Here is a 3,891-nt window from a genome sequence, read left to right on the forward strand (position 1 = left end):
CTCGACCGGCAAGATCCAGAAATTCGTGCTGCGCAGCCAGATCAAGTCGGCCAGCGCGATCGAATAAACATTCCAGATAAAAACCCAACGGAGACAATATGAGAACCATCGATGTGCACAAGCTGGCCGACGACGCCCGCTTCAACCGCTTCCACCTGAAGGTACTGCTCTGGTGCCTGCTGATCATCATCATCGACGGCTATGACATCGCGGTCGCCGGTACCGCTCTGCCTTCGATCATGAAGGAAATGAACGTGACCGCGTCCACCGCGGGCTTCATGGCCAGCTCGGCGCTGTTCGGCATGATGTTCGGCGCCATGCTGCTCGGCACCCTGTCCGACCGGATCGGCCGCCGCTGGACGATCGTGATCTGCGTGCTGCTGTTCAGCGTCTTCACTGCGGCGGCTGGCTTCACCACCGAGCCGGTCAGCTTCAGCGTGATGCGCTTCATCGCCGGCCTGGGCATCGGCGGCGTGATGCCCAACATCGTCGCGCAGATGACCGAGTACTCGCCCAAGAAGATCCGCAGTGTCATGACCACGCTGATGTTCTCGGGCTATGCCTTCGGCGGGATCCTGGCCGCGGTGCTGGGCAAGCAGCTGATCGGTGACTACGGCTGGCAGTCGGTGTTCATTGCCGCTGGCGCCCCGCTGCTGCTGATCCCGTTCATCCTCAAGAGCATGCCTGAGTCGCTGCCCTATCTGATCGCTCACCATGACGACCGCCATCTGCGCGAAATCGTCCAGCGCATCGAACCGAGCCTCAAGCTCAGCGCCGAAGACCAGTTCGTCGTGCCGCCGTCGGCCAAGGGCGCGGGTGTGCCGATCGCCCGGCTGTTCCAGGAAGGTCGCGGCCTGAGCACCCTGATGTTCTGGATCGCCTTCTTCACCGGCCTGTTCATGATCTACGCGCTGAGCTCCTGGCTGACCAAGCTGATGGCCATGTCCGGCTACAGCCTGGGCTCGGCGCTGAGCTTCGTCATTGCCTTGAACCTGGGTGCGATGTTTGGCGCGATCTTTGGCGGCTGGCTGGCAGACAAGTTCCACATCAAGTGGGTGCTGGTGACGATGTATGCGCTGGGCGGCCTGTTCCTCTACCTGATGACCATTCCGATGTCGACCGACATGCTGTACCTGGTCATCGGTGCGGTCGGCGCCTGCTCGACTGGCGCACAGATCGTGGCCTACGCCTATTCCGGCCAGTTCTACCCGATGGCCATCCGTTCGACCGGCATCGGCATGGCCTCCGGCGTCGGCCGGGCTGGCGCCATCATGGCACCGCTGCTGATCGGCCTGATCGTGACCCTCAAGCTGCCGCTGGAACAGAACTTCCTGGTCATTGGCGCCGCCGGCGTGATCGGTGCTGTCGCGCTGGCCTTCATCAACCACGATCGCGCCGCTTCGGCCTGATTGAGAGTCAGGGGCGGGTCACGTCCCTGCACGCTCCTGTTTTTCATTTCTCCTGGAGTCAAAAATGAAGATCCTCGTCCCCGTCAAGCGCGTGGTGGACTACAACGTCAAGGTGCGGGTCAAGGCCGACGGCACGGGCGTTGACATCGCCAACGTCAAGATGAGCATGAACCCATTCGACGAGATCGCGATCGAGGAAGCGGTGCGCCTGAAGGAAAAGGGCGCCGCGACCGAAGTGATCGCCGTCTCCTGCGGCGTGAGCCAGTGCCAGGAAACGCTGCGCACCGCGTTGGCGATCGGCGCTGACCGAGCTATTCATGTCGAGACCGACGCTGAGCTGCAGCCGCTGGCAGTGGCCAAGCTGCTGGCTGCGCTGGTGGCCAAGGAACAACCGGGCCTGGTGATCCTGGGCAAGCAGGCGATCGACGACGACGCCAACCAGACCGGCCAGATGCTGGCGGCACTGAGCGGTCTGCCGCAGGCGACCTTTGCCAGCAAGGTCGAAGTCGCGGGCGACCGGGTCGAGGTCACGCGCGAGATCGACGGCGGCCTGGAAGTGCTGTCCATGGGCCTGCCAGCGATCGTCACGACCGACCTGCGCCTGAACGAGCCGCGCTACGTCACGCTGCCCAACATCATGAAGGCCAAGAAGAAGCCGCTCGAGAACGTCAAGCCGGCCGACCTGGGCGTGGACGTGGCGCCGCGCCTGAAGACCCTGAAGGTGGCAGAGCCCGCCGGTCGCAAGGCCGGCATCAAGGTCGCCGACGTGGCGGCGCTGGTTGACAAGCTCAAGAACGAAGCAAAGGTTATCTAAATCCATTGCGTGACAGACCACGGTCGCGCAGCGACGTGCTCTGTCACCAACTGATTAGAGAAGACTGGCGGACAGACCACCAGACAGAGACTTGCGGGACAGATTCCGACTGCCTACCAGTCAGCGCTGTCCCCCACCGAATCAAAAGGAATCCTCAACATGACAGTCCTCGTCATCGCGGAACACGACCACCAGAGCATCAAGGGCGCCACCCTCAACACCGTCACGGCAGCCTCGGAACTGGCCTTGCTCGGGGCTGGAGAAGTGCATCTCCTGGTTGCTGGACATCAGGCATTGGACGCAGCGCTTGCCGGCTCAAAGATTTCCGGGGTCGCGAAGGTCATCTTCGCTGAAGGCGAATCGCTGGCGCACGGCCTGGCCGAGAACGTCGCCGCGCAAGTACTGGCGATTGCAAATCAGTACAGCCATATCCTGTTCCCGGCCACGGCTGGCGGCAAGAACGTAGCGCCGCGCGTGGCCGCCCAGCTTGACGTCGCGCAGCTCAGCGACGTGACCAAGGTCATTTCGGCCGACACCTTCGAGCGTCCGATCTACGCTGGCAATGCCATCGCGACCGTGCAAAGCGCGGATGCCGTCAAGGTGCTGACCGTGCGCGGCACGGCGTTCGACGCCGCAGCGGCACAGGGCGGCAGCGCCGCGGTCGAAACCGTGGCGGCCGTGGCCGACAGCGGCCAGAGCGCCTGGGTGCGCAGCGAGATCACGCAGAACGACCGCCCGGAACTGACCGCGGCCAAGATCATCGTCTCGGGCGGCCGGGCCCTGGGCAGCGCCGAGAAATTCAACGAAGTCATCACGCCGCTGGCCGACAAGCTAGGTGCCGCGATTGGTGCTTCCCGTGCTGCAGTCGACGCCGGCTACGCCGCCAACGACCTGCAGGTGGGACAGACCGGCAAGATCGTCGCGCCGCAGCTCTATGTCGCGGCCGGCATCTCGGGTGCGATCCAGCATCTGGCCGGCATGAAGGACAGCAAGGTGATCGTGGCGATCAACAAGGACGCGGAGGCGCCGATCTTCTCGGTCGCCGACTACGGCCTGGAAGCCGACCTGTTCACGGCAGTGCCGGAACTGGTCAAGGCGCTCTAAGCCTTTCCTCCAACCATCCATACAGAAGTCAAGACCGTGAGCTATCAAGCCCCCATCAAAGACATGCTCTTCGTCATGCAGGACCTCGCCGGCATCGGCCAGGTCGCTGCCCTGCCCGGCTTCGAGGACTACGACCTCGACACCGCCCAGGCCGTGCTCGAGGAGTCGGCCCGCTTCTGCCAGGACATCGTGGCCCCGCTGAACTGGGAGGGCGACCGCAACCCGTCGGCTTTCAAGGACGGCCAGGTCACGACCACGCCCGGCTTCCAGCAGGCCTACCGCCAGTTCATCGAAGGCGGCTGGCAAGGCGTGATCCACCCGACCGAGTACGGCGGCCAGGGCCTGCCGAAGCTGATCGCGACCGCCTGCACCGAGATGCTGCATGCGTCGAGCCTGTCGTTCGCGCTCTGCCCGATGCTGACCGACGGCGCGATCGAGGCGCTGCTGACCGCTGCCAGCGACGAGTTGCGGCAGAAATACGCACCGCAGCTGATCTCGGGCCAGTGGACCGGTACCATGAACCTGACCGAGCCGCAGGCCGGTTCGGACCTGGCAGCAGTGCGC

At 64.0% G+C, this 3,891-nt stretch carries 4 protein-coding genes; all 4 read left to right on the forward strand.

Annotation, left to right across the window (positions count from 1 at the left end; translation table 11 throughout):
• The first annotated feature begins 98 nt into the window (after positions 1-98).
• Positions 99-1,409, forward strand: coding sequence for an MFS transporter (locus C6P61_RS17385; RefSeq protein WP_105731150.1), 1,311 nt, complete (start codon positions 99-101; stop codon positions 1,407-1,409).
• A gap of 64 nt (positions 1,410-1,473) precedes the next feature.
• Positions 1,474-2,223 (forward strand): electron transfer flavoprotein subunit beta/FixA family protein, encoded by a 750-nt coding sequence (locus tag C6P61_RS17390; protein ID WP_105731151.1) that lies wholly within the window; start codon positions 1,474-1,476, stop codon positions 2,221-2,223.
• Positions 2,224-2,382: 159 nt separating this feature from the next.
• A complete protein-coding gene (locus C6P61_RS17395) occupies positions 2,383-3,327 on the forward strand; it encodes an electron transfer flavoprotein subunit alpha/FixB family protein (RefSeq protein WP_105731152.1) in 945 nt (314 codons plus the stop codon).
• A gap of 36 nt (positions 3,328-3,363) precedes the next feature.
• The coding region (locus tag C6P61_RS17400; protein WP_146115103.1) for an acyl-CoA dehydrogenase family protein at positions 3,364-3,891 on the forward strand (528 nt) is incomplete at its 3' end.

The organism is Malikia spinosa, assembly GCF_002980625.1.
Taxonomy (GTDB): Bacteria; Pseudomonadota; Gammaproteobacteria; order Burkholderiales; family Burkholderiaceae_C; genus Malikia; species Malikia spinosa.